This is a genomic window from Vibrio amylolyticus, from assembly GCF_023145695.1.
Taxonomy (GTDB): domain Bacteria; phylum Pseudomonadota; class Gammaproteobacteria; order Enterobacterales; family Vibrionaceae; genus Vibrio; species Vibrio amylolyticus.
Map to the genome: position 1 here is coordinate 11,362 of NZ_JAJHVV010000022.1, position 20,628 is coordinate 31,989.

General features: G+C 42.3%; 4 protein-coding genes. 2 read left to right on the forward strand and 2 right to left on the reverse strand.

Annotated elements, in window-relative coordinates:
• Window positions 1-12: 12 nt before the first annotated feature.
• On the reverse strand, window positions 13-9,066 hold the full coding sequence (locus tag KP803_RS21500; protein WP_248010904.1) for a VCBS domain-containing protein: 9,054 nt from the start codon (window positions 9,064-9,066) through the stop codon (window positions 13-15).
• A gap of 501 nt (window positions 9,067-9,567) precedes the next feature.
• Here KP803_RS21500 and KP803_RS21505 point away from each other — a divergent pair.
• Together KP803_RS21505 and KP803_RS21510 are read left to right on the forward strand one after the other, a co-directional pair.
• Complete coding sequence (locus KP803_RS21505) at window positions 9,568-10,341, forward strand: nucleotidyltransferase family protein (RefSeq protein ID WP_248010905.1); 774 nt, start codon at window positions 9,568-9,570, stop codon at window positions 10,339-10,341.
• A gap of 214 nt (window positions 10,342-10,555) precedes the next feature.
• The gene (locus KP803_RS21510; RefSeq protein ID WP_248010906.1) at window positions 10,556-11,749 is read left to right on the forward strand and encodes a class I SAM-dependent methyltransferase; all 1,194 of its coding nucleotides are present in this window, start codon (window positions 10,556-10,558) and stop codon (window positions 11,747-11,749) included.
• Window positions 11,750-11,859: 110 nt separating this feature from the next.
• Here the strand turns inward: KP803_RS21510 and KP803_RS21965 are convergent, their stop codons facing one another.
• The gene (locus KP803_RS21965) at window positions 11,860-20,616 is read right to left on the reverse strand and encodes a tandem-95 repeat protein (protein WP_282437372.1); all 8,757 of its coding nucleotides are present in this window, start codon (window positions 20,614-20,616) and stop codon (window positions 11,860-11,862) included.
• Window positions 20,617-20,628: the final 12 nt, after the last annotated feature.

Consider the following 20,628-nt stretch of genomic DNA (forward strand, 5'->3'; position numbering starts at 1 on the left):
ACCCAAATAACTCTATTCTCCCACGTTGACGCATTTGAGTTGATCGACCAGCGCACTGATGACTGTTTCTTCAGTGGCATTAGCAACATCAATAATACCCAATTCATTCCAACCAAGATTATTAATCACGACATCAGTCTGGCCACCCGCCTGATCGGTCACAGATAGCGTTGTACTTGTTGCGTCCGATGGGTCTAGTTCATCGTCCACTACATTCACTTCTATATTAGCGAGTAACTCAGCCATGCTTGGTGAATCAGTCAGTAGATCACTTAGGTCAATTGTATCTTGGGTTACATTAAAATCATCGATGGTTTTGGTGACTGGATTAAGCGCTGTACCCGATTGATCTTCCATCAAATAGAATAGGTCTTCATCAGCTCCTCCCATTAGGGTTTCACTGTTTGACGTTCCTGATAATGTATCTCTCCCTTCATGACCATATTGCTCTGAGATCACCACTCTTTGTTCGGTCATTAAGTGGCTCAATATCTCCTGTTGAGATAATAGAGACGTATCAATTTGCGCAAAGTCGTTAAGTGTCACCCCTTGAAGGATCACTGTTTGGACAAGCTCGCCATTAATATCACTGAGTTCAACATTGACGTCACCATTTAGCTCATTAAAGGTCACTCTTTCCGCCATATTGCTAGAATCCCAAACGTCACCTGCATTAACAAACGAACTAAAGTCGAGAACATCAGCCTGAGCATCAAAATCTTTTATATAATCGACTCCCGGTTCTTGGCTCGTTCCAACCGTTGCTGAGCTCCATACAAAGGTATCTTTTTGATTCGCATCACTGAGGTTGATTGGCCCACCCCACAACCATTCATCTTCACTGGTTGCGTTTAGGGTGTCGTAGCCAGAATTCCCTTGCTCTAGGTGATTACCGATAACCGTAATCGATATGGTTTCTTGTGTCGTGTTCACTCCATCGGAGACTTCAACGATAAATTCATCAACATCATTGGTATCCGACGCCAAACTATTGGTCGACCCTGCCGTCAGTGAATACAACCAAGCGCCTGTAGCGGTATTAAAGCTTAATGACCCGTATTGCCCAGTCGTACTACCTAACACCTGCCATGTTAGGCTCGATGTATCGGTTTCAGTGTCTGAAGCAGAAACCGTACCGGAAACTTCATTGTTGAAGTCTTCTTTGACTTGTCCTTCTACAGTACCTGTTATCACTGGACTATCATCTGTTCCTTGAATATTCACAGTGATAATTTGTGTGCCAATGCCACCGTTATCATCTTCAACAAACACACTGAATGTTTCGGTCACCACTTCATCTTTGAGTAGTAATCCGGCTTCAGTTTCCAGTTGATACTCCCACTCTCCGCTATTCGCATCGAGGGTAAATTCACCAAAGCTGCCAGTCTGTGATTGGTTATTACCTGATAGGTAAAAAGTATGAGTATCGGTGACATCAAGATCATCAGCCACTAAAGTCCCAGATGCATTTGTTGTTGCACTATCAGCATCAATTGACCCTAAAATGTCGCTATCAACGAGTGATACGGTAGGAAGATCGTTGGTACCGTTTATTACTATCGTAATGGCGACGTTATCAGAGACACCGTTATTACTGTCCGTTGCGTTAACAAGAATCGTATCCGTTAAGGTTTCTCCAACTCCAATTGCGTTTACCATTGGATGGGTATTATCGACAACGTAAGTCCACCCCCAATCAGAATCAATGGTCAATACGCCGTAATCCCCCACATCAGCAACGCCGTAGGTGACGGTGTCACCAATATCAGTATCATCTGCCGCCAATTGACCCGTCGTACTACTCGCTTGAGCTTCTTCAACGACACCTTGTGTATCTCCTGATAAAACAGGGACATCATTAGTACCGGTAACGGTCACCGTGATCACTTGGCTTGCTTCCGCTCCAAGATCGTCACTCGCGTATACAGTGAAGCTCTCCGTTACTTCTTCACCATCATATAATGCTTGTAAGTGCGGCTCATCGTTATAAATGGTATAGCTCCACTCCCCCAATGCGTCGATAATGAACAAGCCATAAGTGCCATTTAAACTTTTTGCTTGGAAGGTAACGGTATCGCCGCTATCAACGTCACTACCGATAAGTTGTAACGTTTGAGAAAGTTGGTTGTCTTCGCTAACACTTGCGACATGCACACCTGAGAGTGTGGGTGCTTCGTTAACGCCATTAATAGTAACGACCACCTCTTTTTCTGATTCTAGATTGAACATATCAACGACTTTAACGGTGAATGTCTCTTCTAATGGTGTTGAGTCTCTGCCATTAAGTTCAGCAAGTTCGGCGATCGTTTCATCGAGATCATACGTCCACGTACCATCAGCGTTAAGACTAAAGACCCCATAGTTACCTGATTGTGATACTGCTTGCCATGTATGCGTGTCATTCGAGTCAATATCTCCTGGCGCTAAGACACCACTGATCGTAGCGGTGTTATTTGCATTGGTTTCCTCGACTAAAGAGCCCGTAATATTAGGTGCATCCTCAGTACCTTGTACATTCACGACAATCTCTAACAGTTGAGGTGCGCCATCGCTATCAACCACTGTTTTACCATTTTTATCAACCACATATAACGTAAATACATCTTGAGCTTCTTCATTTTTTTGGAGTGATTGAACAGCGCTACTGCTATTGTCTAACGTATATTCCCAGTTCCCATCTCGGTCTAAACTTATGTCTCCATATTGTCCAAAGCCCTCAACCAATACCCATGTTGCTGAAGTGCCAAGTCCCATTGGTATTGCTAATGTGCCACTTGCTGTATAGAGACTATCAGTATTATCACTGTCTTGATCATCGACATCTTCTTTAACGGTTAATTCATCAAGTACGGTATCAACAAGCACAACATCGTCAAAATCATCGAAACTTTCACTTGGTACGTACGGGTTATCTTCCGTTCCTTCTACATTGATGGTAATTGATTGAGTGACTACGCCATAGAACTCATCAACAGCGATTACTGTAAAGACTTCTGTATGTACATCCCCATCTTGCAACGAATCGATTAGCTCAGAACTCGGTTCAAAAACCCACTCTCCAGAGTCTGCGATTGAGAGATCACCCAGGTTACCTGCATAATCTAACTCAATAAAACTTGGGTCATCGTCGTTATCAATATCCGTAAGAATAAGCGTTCCTGCAACGTCATCTATATCAGTAAGAGAAGGACTTTCAGCGGGGTAATACCCACCTTCATTAGAGGCGTGTTCAACTAACGGGTCAAAATCAACTTTTCCATCTAGGTAAGAGACATCAGGAACGATTTCAAAGTTCGTGGTATTCATTTCTATGGTGGCAGCCGAACCTACTGCAACGTTGAAGGTCGCACTACCTGGGCCAGCTTCATTATCATGAAACGCTGTCATGGTGTACCATCCAGACTCGGTAGGGATATAAGCAGCCGAAGTATAACCTGCTCCGCCAATATTACCCCACGTTTCGGATACAAGGGTTTCACCACCAATTTCTAATCTGAATGAATCATCAGCTACACCACTAAACACATAGCTCTCACCTCCAATGAGGTAAACAAGCCCTGTTAATTGGCTAGATACATTGGTGATTTCTGGTGAGTATTGGGTATTAAGATCAGGAATTTGAACTATTTCAGAAATATCTGGAGTGCCCGCTGATTCAATGGTCAGTTCCACAGTATTGGGAGCTACACCATTTCCACTATTAGACGGTAGGCTCAAATCAAGCCATTGCTCTAGTAAAAAGCCTTCTACTAATGAGTGAGCTTCTTGCCCCTCAACATACGTCCCTTCAGAAACTCCGCTGACTATCGGAAGATCATTAGTTCCTTTGATGGTGATAACCACATCGCGGCTATCTAATTCCCCGAGGCTGTCTTCAACCTGGACGGTAAATGTCTCTGTTAAGGTTTGTTCTGGGTTAAGCTGCTGTATTTCCTCTAAATGATTATTAAGCTCGAACACCCAGCTTCCTGTAGACGAGAGTTCTAAGTTACCGTATTCACCAATCACATTACTTTGAGACCACGTATGTGTGTCATCGGCATCAGGGTCTCCATGTTGAAGCTGCCCTGTAAAACTGGCCGTATCTTCATAAATCGTTTTCGCTACGTGACCTGAGATACTAGGACTATCGTTGTTCCCTTCAATATTGATTATGAACTCTTTAATCGATACTTTACCAAATTGGTCAACCACTCTAATTTCAACGCTATCAACCAAATTGTCCCCTTCATCTAGGGCATTAACCGCCTGATTACCGTTATTTAATTGATATTGCCATTCACCCTTGTTCTCAAGCGAGTTATCAAGTGAAAAGTCACCATAGCTAGGAAGGCTGACAATACTCCATGAAATATTGTCACCAATATCTGGATCACCAGAGCCAAACGTACCTGAGATGGTGTTAGGAACGTTATCTTCGACTACGGTTGGAGTCACTCCCAATTCAATATCGGGGTCAGTATTCACACCAGCCACTGAGATATTAACGGTGATATACTCTTCTGCCCCTACAGAATCTGTCACTTTTACCTGAAATGAATCAACCTCTGTAGTGCCCGGTGGAATCGATAATGTACTCAATCTCGTACTGTCTAATTCATACGACCATTGACCGTCATCATTAATCGAAAGCACACCATAAGTACCATCGCCATAACCTGTTTGGTCTTCTCCGACGACTTCCCAAGTATGTGAATCATTTGCATCGATATCGAGTGCGAGCAATGTGCCTGTCGTGGTACTTTTTTCTGGCGTTGCTTCAATGACACTGCCCGTGGTTGCCCCTGCAATAGTTGGAAGATCATTGTCCCCGCTAATCGTGATCGTGATTGTTTCAGTATCAGACGCATTATTTGAAGCGCGATTGTCATAAGTATCATCCGTCACTTTAACAACGAACGTTTCGGTTAATGTTTCATTAGGTAGTAAAGCTTGAACAGTAGCGTGGTCGTTTTGCAGCGTATAGGTCCACTCGCCATGTTCATCAACTTCAATAACACCGAATTGGCCCTGGGTGATTTGTATTTCCCAAGCATGCTCATCGTTCGCGTCGACATCACTGTGTTCTAATTGTCCTGTTGTCGAAACAACAGCCGCAGAGTCTTCGGTTACAGCACCGACAATCACGCCAGCGATTTCTGGTTCATCATTACGACCATGAATAGTAACCATGATCTTTTGAGTATCACTCTCGCCATGCTTGTCAGTCACTTGAACGTAAAACTCTTCTCTGACGGATTGGTTCAGTGACAGGGCCTGAGTATTGTCGGCTTGCTCATCGGTAGTGTCTATTGTGTAGGTCCACACTCCAGTACTGCTCAGTGTTAGTGTGCCATGCTCGCCAATAGGGTCAGTGGTAATCGTCCATGTATGGTTTTCATTTTCATCAGGGTCACCTGTCGATAAGGTTCCACTTCTCGTTTTATTACCGGCATCTTCTACGAGTGACTTTTTCCAGCTACCCGAGATCGAAGGCGCATCATTTTGACCGAGTATATCGATATTAATATCAAATGAATGCGTACCGCCATTACCATCATTAACAACAGCGGTAAATGTCTCTTCGTTATACAACTCATCGTGCTCAAACCACTGTACTTTGGAAGGATTAACCATGTATTCCCAATCACCCGATTGATTAATCGTAATCGAACCGTACTGACCTTCACCATTGCCCTGAATAGACCATGAGTGATCATCGTTAATATCGATATCCGCAACGCTCAATGTTCCATCTACAGTGGAAACGACATCTTCGGTGGCTTGCCCGCTTGAGTCACCAGTAATGACGGGCAAATCATTGGTACCTTTAATTGTGATCATTACGGTTTGTAGGTCGACACCGCCTAGTCCATCGTCAACTTTAACAGTGAATGTTTCTGTCACCGTATCATCGGCTGCTAGATTTTGAGCTGCATCGTTATCAAGGTCATAAGTCCATTGCCCAACGTGGTCAATACTGATCGAGCCGTATACCGAGTCTGAACTGCCAACAAGACTCCAAGAGTGAGCAGCATTATTATCGACATCAGACACCTGTAACTCACCGGTAACTTGAAGTGCTGTCTCTTCTTTCGCTTCCCCAGTTAAAACGCCGCTAATTTCAGGTGAATCGTTGGTCCCTTTTATCGTAATCACAATGTTATGAGTGGTTCCATCAGCGCTTTGTACTTCAAACTGTTCTATTTTTTCTTCATCAATAGCCAGATATTGTACAAGATTGTTGTTAACCGTATATTCCCAGGCGCCTAGCTCATTGATGGTGAGAGAGCCGAGAACGGAGCCTTGAGCAGCCACTGATTCGGTGTTAAATATAGACTCATTCTGATCAGCATCACTAATGGTTAACTGACCTAGTTCAGTTAGTGTGGTGGCGTGTTCGTCTTCTAACACATCACCCGACGCTTCGCCTGAAATCTGTGCAGTATCATTGATACCAGTTATCGTGACATCAATAGTGTGCTCGGTACCATCAACGGAATAAACCGTAAAGCGCTCAAGCTTGGTTTCGTCTTCTCCTAGGTACTGCACTAGGCTGTTATCGACCTGATAGTCCCAATTACCGAGTGCATCAATTTGAAGACTGCCAAGAACACCTTCACTGCTCGTGACGTTTTCAGTATCAAATGCCGCCTGTTGCTGGTCCTCATCCGATATAAACAGTTGGCCAGAATCTTCTAGTGTTGTAACGTCGTCATCTTCTAAAACAGCGCCTGTCGCGTCTCCGGTTATGACCGCAGCGCCATTAATACCGACAATGTCAATTGTGATGCTATGTGACGTGCCATCTGCACTCTGCACGGTGAAGATTTCTTCTTTTATTTCACCTTCACCTAAATATTGAACCAATGAATCCAGCACGGTGTATTGCCACGTCCCATCTTCTTCTATCGTCAGCTCACCTAAAGCATTCAAAGGAGCCGTAACACTGTTAACGTCAAACACCGCTTCTTCTTGGTCAATATCAAAAACCGTCAACTTCCCTGAATCTGACAGGGTTGATGCACTGCCCTCTAAAACAGTTCCGGCTGACTCTCCAGTGATAACTGCCGTATTGTTAATACCTGTAATGGTAATCTCTATAACGTGCTCTGTTCCATCGTCACTCGATACAGTAAACAGCTCGGTTTTCATCTCTCCTTCACCGAGATACTCAACTAAAGAATTGGCAACAGTGTATTCCCATTCACCAGACTCAGTAATGGTTAGGTTTCCTAGTGCTCCATCTGGTTTAACAACGTTGTCCACATTGAAGACGGATTGGTTTTGGTCGGTATCATCAACATTCAGTGTTCCTGAATCTGACAGTAAGCTTGCGCTACTTGACTCAAGCACGCCTCCTGAGGATTCCCCTTTAATAAGAGCGGTATCATTAATCCCTGTGATGGTGATGCTAATGGTGTGCTCTGTACCATCGACACTACTCACCACAAACGTTTCTAGTTTGGTTTCACCTTGACCTAAATACTGAACATCGTCATTGTCGACGGTATATTCCCAAACCCCATTTTCGTCAATAGTCACGCTCCCTAATACGCCTGAAGCCGCCACGACACTATTAACATCAAATTTCGATTGGTTTTGGTCTTCGTCGGTGACATCCAGTTTTCCGCTCTCGACCAGTGTCGTTAGGGAATCATCTTCAACCACGGAGCCAGACGCGACACCGGAAATAAGCGCCGACTCATTCACGCCTGTAATGGTAATAGTTACCGTATGTTCAGTGCCATCCACTGAGGCGACGGCGAACGTCTCAATTTTTGTCTCACCTTCGCCTAAATACTGCACTAAACTGTTGTCGACTTGATATTTCCAAGAACCCGTTTCGTCCACAGTTAACGAGCCTAATGTCTCTTCACTTGTAGTGACCGATTCCATATCAAATAACTCTTCCGCTTCGCCATCAACATCCGTTAATTGAAGTAAGCCACTTTCTTGAAGCACAAGCAATTCATCATCTTCAACAACATCACCTTGATTATCACCAGTAATAATGGCTGCATCATTAGTCCCTACAACGGTAATGGTAACTGTCTGCTCTTCACTTGAACGGCCATCATCGTCAATAGCAATATACGTAAACGTGACTTCTACTGATTGGCTTTCTGGTAAGTAGTCAAAGCCTTTAGTCGCATCAAATATGTACTGACCTGAGCTATCAATAGAAACAGAGCCAACAACTGGCTCTTGTGACAACTGGTAGCTGACCACTGTTCCATCAATATCTGTAGAAACTGGTAGGTTAGCGACTAATACCTGATTCTCATCAAGACTATTTGTATCATCAAAAGCGATCGGCGCATCGTTAACTGATTGAACAATGATTTCAACGCTAGCTTCTTGAATACTGTTAAATGCACCTAAGCCATCATCAACGCTATAGCTTAATACTCCAGCGATTTCCCCATCTTCACAGTCATCAGGGGAATGAAAACAAATTTCAGATAGCTGACTGAGTGTTAATACATCACCCACATTAATAGCTGAGCCATCTAGGTGACTGATTAACCCGTGTTCAGGAATATCGGTAATGGTGATTGTCAACGTGTCGCTATCGGTGTCGTATGGGTTCGTAATACCGAGTAGACTCGTGCCCGACTCTTCTAAAAAAACTCTGGTTTCGTTAATTACAATCGGCGCAGAATTTGAAGTTCTAAACGCTAATTCATCAAACAATGAAGAGTTTTCGTTCTGTTCATTCGCAGAATCTGCATTCGTTTCAAAGTGAGTTTGTGCAATGGTTTCGCTTCCATCTCTATCTATGGATTCAGTGCCCGATAAACTACTGCTACTCACCAAACCAGAAGCTGATGCAAATTCTTCTATTTGAGTTGGGTCTAAGCCTTGCTCCAATAGTGATAATAGTGCTTGTTGATCTTGATCGGGGGTTGTATCAAGATCAAAAAGATCACCATTAAGGCCATTCTCAGTCATCGCATCATATTCTTCACGAGTAATCTCAATGTCACCAGACTGTAGCGGCTCTCCTTCCGTTAAAAGTACTAGTTCTCCGTTTTGTTTGATTACAATCCTTGCATCAACCGGTATTTGAATTAGTTTACTCATGATGACTTCCTTGGTTAGCGTGACGTTGGAGCCTTAACAACACCCCTGATTGGAACAAGGCTTAGAAGTCTTTAGAAAGCAAAATACGAACCAAGAATATTTATATTATAAAACAACAATATAGACATAGAGTGAGGTTTAAAATTGGAGCAATCACTTTGTTTCTCAAATTGAGAATCAAAGTTGAATACAGGTGATAAGAGATCAAGTGTTCAGATTATGTACACAACATTTGTGTCTAATCTTCTGAACCTAACAAGGATGTTCATGTTCCATTAATACTCACCCTTTATAATGGCTCCATATTGTGGTGATTAAACATAGCAAGCTGATTAATTAGGACTTTCTATGTGATCTAAGACACAACCTACGCAAGAATGTCATTATTGGTATTGGTTTTTTCTCTCCAAACCCAATGTATGTATTAACTGCTTAAGTGAGTTGTTCTTAGTGCCCTTTAAAGCCACTTTTTACTAAGTCATCACCTCTTAAGGAGAATGAATGAGTCAATTTCTTCGTACGACAGCAATCATGCTATTTATGCTTACTCGTACACCCGCATTCGCAGCACTGCCAATTGATCCTAGCAGTGAAGAAAAACATTCAAACAGCCATAACGAAGTTTGTGCTAAGTTGTTTAAACACAACCTAAGTGGTCTTTATGGCATTCCTTCAACAAACGTTACGCCTCTTCAACCTTATTCTGATTTCGACACGCTTTACAGCAAATCTCATCAAGCTCAATTCGAATTGGAAAACATCTGCAAATCAACAGCGCTACTGACTCAAACCAACGCTTATTTTGCTGGTATTAAATCCTCACACCGTGCCCAAGAGAAAATCAAACATGAACTTGGCGGTAAAGTAGAACGCATTACCGATGTAGCTCGTGCAACCATTGTTGCGGATGATGTAGAGAGCTTAATGGAAGTTTATGAAGCGCTTGATAGAGAAACACATATCGTTAAAGTGAAAAACCGCTTTAAGAACCCGACTCCTTCAGGTTACCGCGATTTAAACCTACTGGTTCAACTGCCAAAAACAAACATCATTGCAGAAGTACAACTTCACCTTAAAGCCATTGCTGATGTAAAAAATGGCCCTGAGCACGAGCTTTATGAAGTCATTCAAAAAATTGAACGTACGGCAGCATCTGAGAATCGTGAATTGAACGAGCTTGAACTAACCAAAATTAGTAAAATGAGAAACTTATCTCTACAGCTATATCAAGACGCATGGCAGCCATACATTACAACTCATATTAAAGCTGCATAAGCCTGTCGTTTAAAAACCACTAAGCCAAATTCGTCACTGTTTTTGGCTTTTTTGTTTATAGAGCTTTCTTATAAAACAGACCTCGATTTACTATGTAAATCGCTTTAAATTTCACTTATGTATTCACCTATTGCCCCACACCTCAGTATCTCGTTGCTTTTTAGCATCGCTTGCAAGACAATAGCGCACCAAAATTATTCAACTGAGTAAGCAAATGACTCCTGCTATTTATCTTGTTAAAGGCCGTGATAAGTCTTTACGTCGCAAACACCCTTGGGTTTTTTCTCGTGGTATTCAACGTGTTGAAGGTGATCCACAATCTGGAGAAACCGTCGACGTATACGCCAACGATGGTAAATGGCTAGCAAAAGCAGCTTACTCGCCTACTTCTCAAATTCGAGCTCGTGTTTGGAGCTTTGAAAAAAGAGACATCGATAAAGCGTTCTTTGTTGAAAAGATCCAACAAGCTCAGTTACTTCGCGAAGACATTATTGAACGTGATGGTTTAACGGGTTACCGCTTAATTGCCGCGGAGTCTGACTCTCTACCAGGTATAACTATTGATAAGTTTCAGAACTATCTTGTATGCCAACTGCTTAGTGCAGGCGCAGAGCATAACAAAAACGTATTAGTAGAGGCTCTGTTAGAGTGCTTCCCTGAGTGCAATATTTATGAGCGTTCAGATGTCGCGGTACGTAAGAAAGAAGGGTTAGAACAAACCGTTGGCGTTCTGCATGGTGATACGCCCCCTGAATCTGTCATTATTGAAGAAAACGGCGTTAAAATCAGCGTTGATATCATCAATGGTCACAAGACTGGTTTCTACCTTGACCAGCGTGATAGCCGTAAAGAGTCGATGAAGTATGTGAAAGACAAAGACGTGCTTAACTGTTTCTCATACACTGGTGGCTTTGGTTTATACGCGCTTAAAGGTGGCGCTAAGCGTGTTATTAACGCTGATGTGTCTCAACCTGCTCTTGATACTGCTAAATACAACGCTGAAATCAACGAATTTGATATCTCGAAAAAACGCGCAGTATTTTTAAACGCTGACGTATTCAAACTGCTACGAGAATACCGCGACCAAGGCACTAAATTTGATGTTATTGTTATGGACCCACCTAAGTTTGTTTCTAGTAAAAACAACTTAACGTCTGGCGCGAACGGCTATAAAGACATCAATATGCTAGCGATGCAGATCCTTAAACCGGGTGGCACGCTACTGACTTACTCTTGCTCTGGCCTTATGAGTGCTGACTTGTTCCAAAAAGTGATTGCAGATGCAGCCCTTGATGCTGGCCGTAGCGTGAAATTTGTAGAAAGATTTGAGCAAGCAGCGGATCACTTAATTGATACCGCTTACCCTGAAGGTTTCTACTTAAAAGGCTTTGCTTGTAAGGTGCTTTAAGCTATTAGTTAAAGAATAAAAGAAGCCCGAAGTTCTTAATAGAGCTTCGGGCTTTTTATTTGTGTTTTGGCGTCAGCTTTAGGGTCTTTCGACCCTATTAGATCTCATATTTAAATATCTTGATGCTTAATAGACATCAAATCATTGAGTATTGCTTCTGCGCTAGCATCAGACACTTGGCCTTGATTAATGAACTCTGAGAAATCGGATGCCGCATCCTGAAGAACAATGACTTCAGTATCTTCACCATGTTTAACTTGCAACTTGAGGTCAGCATCGGATCCTGCACCTTCAACCGTAACGGTGATATTTCCTAGCAAATCATTCATGGTTTCATTACCCGTAATCAGTTCACCTAAGTCAATACGATCCTCTTCACGATTAAAGTCGGTGATAATATCTTCATGAGTTGTGAATTCTCCATCGCTTTCCGGAGTCCACTTGAAAGTATCATAACCCTCCCCACCAGTAAGGATATCGTTACCTTCACCGCCAATTAAGACGTCATTACCTTCACCACCGATTAAGCGATCGTCACCAGTTCCGCCGCGTAGACCGTCATTACCTTCTCCACCGTCAAGTACGTCATTGCCTGCACCACCGAACATAATGTCAACACCAGCTTGTCCATAGATATGGTCATCACCAGAGCCACTATGAGCAACATCAATATCAGAGCTGCTAAACTCAGTACTTGTTAGTGAAGAACTTTCATCTTTCTTATCTTGTAAGTGATCTGAATCAGTCCCAATTGTAAATAGTTCCATAGCTTCGTTCGCTGCTTCAATTCTCTCAGCTGAATTCGCATGCTCATCTAATGTCGCATGGCTTTCACCAAGGTAAATCGTATCATCTCCGGATCCTAAGTAAACGCTATCCCCCGCAGCACCGACATCAATAAATATTCCTTCTTTATGACCTAGAATATGCTCATTATCTTTACCTGCGGGAGTTTGACTCCATAAGAGCCTTTCCGCTGGATCTTTATACCAATCTAGCCTTACATCATCAACAATATCTCCTTCAGACTTAACAACTGTCCCACCACTATTCAATGTTACGGTTTTAACTTCGCTTTCTAAGTCTTCCGAATCAACTGCCTTATAATCAAAAGAATCAACAAACTCATTTGAGTCATCGAAGCTTGCTTCATTGATGGTTACACCTTGAAGAACATATCCAGCACTACCATTCTGGGCATCTACAACAAAGCGAACTTCATCAAAAGAAGTGTCAGCTTCTAATAAGGCTGTTCTCTCTTTATTATGATCTTCATCTGACTTATCTAACGTCAATGTACTAGAGCTAATATAGCTCCCATCTTTATAGAAAATAGCGATCAGTGAAGCGTGACCATTTTTAAGATGTCCATTGATGCCACCTAACAAAACCGTAGCTTCATTAACGTCTACAGACTCAAACTTGACTGAAATATATTCATTTTGGCTAATTTCATCACCATTATCGTTATCGTTATCGTTTGGCTTAGCCTTATCAGAAGTGTCAACTGCAATCCCTTTTTCACCAGCAGCATCGTCAAATAGAAGACGACCACCTTGTTCGAAATCATAGCTACCGTTACTACCTGTAACCGTACCGCCAGACACAGTATAGAGACCATCAACGTTTAAGCTTGAACTACCAAACAGCGTCGAATCCAAATCTTTTGCAACTAAAGAACTGTTTTGAGCGATAAGGTCGGGGTCTAGAATATATTGAACTTGTGTCGTTTCAGCAATCGTGTCACCAACTGATAAATCAACTCGAACACCTTTATCATCAAAGTAATAGATTTGCCCAAACAGAGGCGTAGACTGAATTTCAAGATTAACAACAGTATTGGATTTATCGTCTTCATCATCTGAAACTAAATCTACAAAACTAATTTCCTTTCTTCCAGCCACAGTCTCTAATTCAATCGACTGTGCTTCTGGTGGCGTATTATCTCCAGGAATTGGATCTGGCGTATCTGGCAATGCTTTTACATCAATTGTAGTAATTGCAGTATTAGATGCTTGCCCTAGTTCATCATAAGCAATCACTTCTAGAGTTCTGCTTACCTCACTTGGATCGTCATTTGAATTAGTAAACTGGATTAATTTAAGTGCCGCTTCAAAATCGGATGCTGAGGTTTCTCCGTTTGTATTACTTAACGTATAAACGCCTTCTGCTAGAACCAAAGACCATCCATCAAGTAGATCTGAATCATCTAATTCATCAAACTCCGTCGCGTTGGTAGGCTTAATCGTAACTTCGGATATAACATCTTGGTCATCAAAGATATCAACGTCTGTATCGACTATTGAAACGCCTGAATCACCCTCAGTAAAAGTAGTTTGATAGCCTGTTCCGTTATCTGTTACAGGGCGTAACGTAACGACTAGATCATTGTGGTCTTCATCGCTATTTTTTAGCAAGATATCTTCGACTCGAATTTCAGTAACGCCATTATCAGTATTAATGTCGAACTCATATTGTTGACTGTCTTCATTTGACAAGAATACAGGTTTGCTAATTGAGCTACCGTTATTCAACAGTTCACCCGAGTCAGAGAATGACAAATTAGGACTACCACCTAATGTGCCTGCTCCATCACTAATCAAGAAGTAGTGTAAACCTTCTGTTGATTCAAGGTTTGCCAGCAAATCATCTTTTTCCAAGCTTGGATCATTACTATTCAAAATGATGATTTGAGGCTCAGTTGGTTTGCCGTCAGCATCAAGTGTAAAGTAACCAAATACATTAGAGTGTGAGGCACTTTCACTTTCAAAGTGAATTGTGTGGCTTTCACCGTTTAGATCAATGGTAGGTGCTAGGTTGTCACTGACATCAGTAATCGTCGCGTCACCAATCACGCCAATATTGCCGTTACTTGTTATCGATCCAACTTCTGTGACTTTAAGGCTGAAGGTTTCAGGCCCTTCGTAATCAGAATCATTTACTGTAGGCACGGATACATTTATCGAAGTAACATTGGCAGGGATCTCATAGTTACCTGACCCATTAGCCTCTAATGTTTTCGTTTCGTTTCCATCATAATAAGTTACAGAGAGTTCACCTAAGTCATCAGCGTTAGCCTCACCTATCGCTCCACCTGCTAGAAGTGCTAGTGTCACTATTACTGGTACGCTAGATGGCTTATCTAACGAAACCGTAAAGTTCGAAGCAGAGCCTTCAACGACTTCACCAGGGCTTGTTACAGACAATTCTGGAATATCGATATTAGTGATGGTCGCATCAGCAGATTTAGAAACGTCCTCCGAATCAGTTAGAGCTATAGTAAAGCTCTCTTTACCTTCGTAGAGGCTATCCACCAATGCTGGCACCAAGATGGCAAAGTTGCTGACACCTACCGGCACTGTAATGTAACCATTTTTGTAAGTCACACCATTAGTGAAAACAACATTATCGAGAGCCGCTACATCGGTTGACTTGTTCGCAGTGTCAGTATCAACACCAAAGTCAAACTTAAAGCTCTGCTCTTCTAGTGGGCCATCACTTAAGCTAACTTGGTAAACAAGGTTTTCACCTTCTTTAGCATCTGTGCCTTCAATAGATTTCACTGTTACATCATTTGGCTCAACAGGGTTTACAATGACCTTAACCGTTGCATCGGCAAAGCCGCCTTTGTCGTCGGTAATCTGGTACTTAAACTCCGCAGATCCAACGTGGTCGCCTAGATTAAAGACGACATAATCGCCATCCACATAAGCGTCGCCGTTTTCCTCGCCAAACACATAAGTTAGGCGAATCTCATCACCATCGACATCACCATCATTTTTCAATAGATCAGCGATAGCTATTCTAAACTCGGTTGTACCATCTTCTTCTTGCTCAATAACATGAGCGCCACCTTGGTTAGATGCACTAAAACCCGTCACAAAGTAGTCAGAAGAATCCGTTCCACGTGCTGGTACATCCGCAAAATCAACTGCTTCGAACACTACTTTATCGAACGCAATTTCACCGTTGGTATCGAAAGTGTACTTACCTGTGTTGTTGTCAAGGTTAGCAACAAACATGTCACTAGCAACCGCAACACCGTTGTAGTAGGCCACCCACATGCCTTGCTCATCGTTACCAGAACCACCCTCATTAATAAATAAGTTAGATACGGTAAACGTAAATTCTGTCGCTGGTTTTCCTAACTCAAATACAAGCTGCTCAGACTGCCCATCTGCGCGGTTGTATTGAATTTGAGCACCGGGGCCACCGTTAACATTGGCATCAGCACCCATCTTAATATCACTTTGCATCGTAATATTTACTGGTTTATCTGAGCCTTCGTAACGGGCAGTTACAACATCTTCGTATCCAGCCCAATCGTCGTTGTTTTGAGTACCAAGTTTTATACTGTAGCCATCAGGATCATCGTTAGCAAACGGGGCGTTATTACCTTCAGTAATGGTAACTGTCTTAACATCACTTTCATTGCCATCACTGTCTACAGCTTTGTAATCGAATGAATCCGATGCTTTTGCTTCTAGGGAAGTAAGATCCCAGTTACCAGGGCCTTGTGTACTCGTGACAACAGAAACAATCACTGAACCTTCTGGAGCTGCAATCGTTACTTCTTGATTGTTCTTGGTGCTGTCAAAAGTCTGAGTAATATCTTCATATCGCTCTTCGTCAGCTAGGTGCGCGCCATGATCAACGGTTATCGTAATTTCAACACGAGAAAGTACATCTTCATTAGCATTTGGAGCGAACCATCCACCTAAGCCGCTAAGCCCTAATGAAACTGTATCTGCTGGACGATCTGAGAAATCTATTCGAATTGCTTCGTCTTTATGAATCCCTTGATCATCTGTAGCAAGGCCGAAACCTATATGGCCTTTCGAATTGTTGTTTTGAACCAGAGGTTGGCCTTCAGAAGTGATAGTCACAACATCACCGTTAGCAAATTCTACTTGGCGGGTAAAGTCATTAACCTTGTCACCCCAGTTATGGAATTCAGTTGCACTGTGATCAGTCGAATCAAGGTTTGAAGTATTGTTAAGACCTAGGAAGAATCCTGTTGACTCTTGATCATCTTCGTAAACTAAGCTATTCGGATTAGCAACGAAATCGCCAACTTTAACGTCCACTCTCTCGTCACTATCATTGAGATAATAAAGCTGACCTGAAGTTGGCTCAGAGGTAATCACTACGCCAAGACCTACGCCAGATTCATCATCTTCTTCATCACTTATTTGGTCTTTTGTCTCACTGTCAGAATCAAACGTAACACCAACCGTGCCATCAGAACCAAGCACTTCCGTGAAGTCTTTTGCTTCTGGTGGATTATCACTATCATCATCTGTTTCATTGAGAGTTACCTCGATGGTACCAACAGTGTCATCGCCTTCACCATCTGTACCTGTCGCTGTCACTTTAATCTTATGAGAGTTACCCGTTTCTTCGTAATCATTTGTATAAGCTGCAACGCCTTCCTCAGTCAGGCTAATTTCTCCAGTTTTCTCATCCACTGCATAAAGTGGCTTATCATCAATATAAACATTGTCGCCTTGCTTAATAGAATAAGTGATATTGGCGCCATCTTTATCAGAGGCTTCGACAGTACCTATCGTAGCACCAGCGACTTGGTTTTCTTCATAGTTGAATGAAATAGAGTCTGACGCAAAATTAGTGTCTTCATCATTTACGTTTAATTCGCTTAACGTTACGTCAATAGTGCTAACTGTGTCTTCACCCTCACCGCTTGTGCCAGTTGCTGTTACTTTAATCGAGTGAGAGTTACTGTCTTGTTCAAAGTCATTTGCATAGGCTGCAGCACCGTCAACAGTAAGGCTGATATTACCGTTTTGGTCGACAAAGAAATAAGGCTTGTCTTTGTTTGTATCGTCTAATGCGTATATGTTGTCTTCTTTAGCGATACTATAAACAATGTCATCACCATCAAGGTCTGTTGCTGTTACGTTACCAAGAGTAGCACCTGCTTGAGTACCTTCTAGATATGAGATAGAAGATTCAGAGTCTTTAGAGAATTCTGTTTGGTTATCGTTAACATTTCTTTCTTCAAGCCTAACGTTGGTATCTACCTCAACAGTGCCATCATTAACAGTCACAACTAAGTTATGCTCGTTAATTGGACCTGCATCTTCGAAATCGTTAGCCGCCGCTTCTAAGCCAGTTTCAGTCAGACGAATCTCACCTTGACTATTGATTTCAAACCAACCATTTTCATTACCACTCTTGATAACGAAACTAATTTCGTCTGCCGTGTTATCAATATCTGTTACTTCTACTTTGCCGATAGGAGTATTTTCATTACCCTCCGCCGTCATTCCCTCAGCATAGCTAAATTCATAACCGCCGCCGTCAACGTTTTCATTGATGAACTCTGGTGCATCATTTACTGGAGTGACATTTACGGTAACTGTTGCCGTATCATAACCGCCGTTTCCATCGGTAATCGTATATTCAAAAGTAGTAACTCCATTGAAGTCCTGTGCCGGTTCAAAAACAACCTTTCCATCAACTATGCTAACGCTTCCATCTACTGCCTTACCATCTGTCATAGCAACGTTGGTAATAGTTAGCTCATCACCATCGACATCAGTATCATTTCGAAGTAACTGCTGTGGGGAGATTTCTAGGGCAGTGTCTTCATCTGTCGTTAGGTCGACAAGCACTTCTTGAAGTTTGATGTTATCTAAATATGTACCACTATTATCACCTTCAGAACCAACTTCTCTAAACGAGATAGTGTTGTCACCTTCACTTCCAACTAGTTCAAGTGTTTGTGTTTGCATCACGTTACCATTAGGTTCTACGACTGCAACCAGTTCACCGTTCCAGATTACCTCTAGAGCAGCTGTTGGAATATTTTCATACTCTGCAATATCAAAAGACAATTGATAAACTGTCCCTTCATTCAAGCCCGATACCGTTTGAGAAAGAGTAACGTTGTCACCATTACCTTCCATATCAATCATACGGCTACCATCAGTTTCTTGAACGCCATAGCCTTCTTGAACTGAGTCTAAACCTTTAGATTTAGCTTCAAACTGCCAATTATCAAGGCCATCGACTCTTGAGCCCCAACCTGTACCAGTTTGTTCAGAATAATCTTCAAAGCTGCCATTGATAATCAGGTTGTCACCAAGTTTATGTCCGTCATTTTCTGCAACTGGTGGGTCATTTACAGGAATAACGTTTAGAGTAACTGTTGCGGTATCTACACCGCCATTTCCATCCGAGATAGTGTATTCAAAAGATGCTTCGCCGTTATAGTCTTTAGTTGGTGTAAACGTGATTGTCTGGTTTTCATAATTAACTACAAACTCACCATTTTCAGCATTTGAAACATCAGTAATTTCTAGTGTGTCTCCATCAATATCTGAGTCATTACCAAGTAAATCGGCGAAAGAAATAGTGATCGGCTCATCTTCATCGGTAGTTAAATCTGGTTGTTGAATACCAGTAACAGAAATATTGTCTAACAACGCGCCCAAAGAGTCTGAAGCTCCACTGCCCGCGAAGCTAATTTCAGTACTGTCATCTGTAACGTCAAACTCACCAGTAATTTGATACCAACCATTTACGTCGTCACCAATGATTTTAACATTGTGATTATCATCTCCGGAAAGAGTGCCATCAGCATGGACAGTAATAAGAACTCCGCCAACGCTGAAAGTCATATCCGAAGAGCTATTGCCCCCATTGTGGCGAGGGTTATAATCAAACTCTACGCGTACGCTATCTTGGCCCGATGTATCAATGCTTGTAGAAATAGTCGTATTCTCGTGGGCGTCAAGTTCTGCTAAGTAATCACCGTCAGTAGCTTTAGCGATAAGACCATCATGTTGAACTTCTAAGCCATGTGTTGCATTCCACTCACCTACATTGTCACCGTAAACAACCGTCCAGCTGCCCGTTGAGGTCATATCTTCAAAGGACTCAGTGAATAGTAATGTTTCATTAGGAGTGTCGTAATGATCGTTGATAGCAACAGGGCCATCATTTGTACCGCTAATTGTAACCGTAATAGTTTCAGTTGCCGTACCATCCAAAGAAGTGACTGTGAAGGTTTCTTCTTTCGTCTCATCTTTGCCAAGATATTGCACATCCGCATTATCAACTTGATAGGTCCAACGTCCACCAGATGTGATTTCTAAGCGACCTAGGGTGCCTTCAGAGGCTTCTACACTTCCAGTGTCAAAGCGAGCTTCACCCTTATCGACATCACTTACTTTTAGTTTACCTACAGTTTGTAGGTAGTCTCCATCAGGTGACTCATGTACCTTATGGTCTTCTTTTACAGAACCAAAATCTTTTCCAGTAATCGAAGCTTTGTCATTGCTTCCTAAAATATCGACTTTAATTGTTTTCGTGGCTGTACCATCAAACGATTCGACAACTAACTTGTCTTTAGCAATATCTCCTTCATTTAACTTGTCAGACTTAGAAGGATCAAGTTCATAGCTCCAAGTACCATCAGAGCTAATGGTGAACGTTCCGTACTTACCCTCACGTTGTTCTTGTTCTTGAGTAACTTTTATTTTAGCTTCACCATCATCAACATCTGTTATTTCAAGCTTGCCGCCTGCACTAGAGTCTCCAGTAATATTTAGTCCAGATTCTATTACACTTGTATCATCGGTTTTAGACTTGGTAATGGTGGCACCATCATTGGTGCCCGTTACGGTGATTGTGGCCGTTGACGTGATTGGCGTACCCGTTTCATCACTCATGGTGTACGTCACCACAACGTCTTCTGTCACGCCACTTGGAAGGTGATCGAAGTGCTCAGCCGTTGCAGTAAAGACCAGCTTACCATCAACGATGGTGGCTAATCCTTTATCTGCTTGGACGGTATCTAGGGTGAAGGTTGCACCGTCATCAAGGTCAGTATCGTTAGCCAAGACATCCACGGC